The sequence below is a fragment of the Streptomyces colwelliae genome, assembly GCF_048158785.1.
GTDB lineage: Bacteria > Actinomycetota > Actinomycetes > Streptomycetales > Streptomycetaceae > Streptomyces.
Genome location: NZ_JBLTJC010000863.1, coordinates 1 through 751 on the forward strand (window position 1 = coordinate 1; position 751 = coordinate 751).

Genomic DNA, 751 nt, shown 5'->3' on the forward strand with positions numbered 1-751 from the left:
GGGCTTGGGGGCTTACTTTGCCGGGTTCTTCTTAGCGGGGCCTTGGGGGGCCTGCAAACCGCTGGTGTCGAGAGCGAAGCCGAACGGGTCGGGGATGTAGAGTTTCTCGCCGAACGGCTTGGTGAGGCTCTCCTCGTATCCGACCTGGGTCGACGGGGACCAATAGACGGTGGCCTCCTCGTCCTGCATGTTGAGGATGAGGTAGACGGGTACACCCGCCTTCCCGTAAACACTCACCTTCTCGTTCAGATCTGCGCTGCGAGTCGATGTCGAGGTCAGTTCCGCTACGAAGGAGAGGGCCTCACCGTCCAGATGGTGACTGGTGCTCTCACGCGTCGACTCATGGGCTGCGTGAACATCCGGGCCGTACGCCCGCTCGGCTCCCGGGAACACGTACAGTGCCGGGAGGCCACTGATCCGGTGGCCTTCGGGCAGGTACGGGCGCAGCCGATCACAGATCAGGTCCATGACCCTGAGGTAGTAAGCCTTCTGCCACGGCGACACGACGATGTTCCCCCTGATGATCTCGGCCCGATAGCCGTCGGGCACGCCCAACTCGTCGAGGACGTCCAGCATCTCCTCGAAGCTGCCACGAGGCTCAGTGCCGCTCATCACCGGTCGCTCTGCCATGAGTGTCATGATGCGCCCTCCCCTTGATGCGGACCAGCCGGAACTCAGAGTAGTCGCTCACTTACTTCCATGTGATCGGATTCATCCTTCAACCCCACCCCCGTGATCTCCAACTCCCGCG

Annotated in this window: 1 protein-coding gene; it reads right to left on the reverse strand. The window is 62.3% G+C overall.

Going from position 1 to position 751, the window contains the following annotated elements; translation table 11 throughout:
* Nucleotides 1-12 precede the first annotated feature (12 nt).
* Nucleotides 13-639: a Uma2 family endonuclease gene (locus ACNFOC_RS54855; RefSeq protein ID WP_416966378.1), complete on the reverse strand. Its 627-nt coding sequence runs from the start codon at nt 637-639 to the stop codon at nt 13-15.
* Nucleotides 640-751 lie beyond the last annotated feature (112 nt).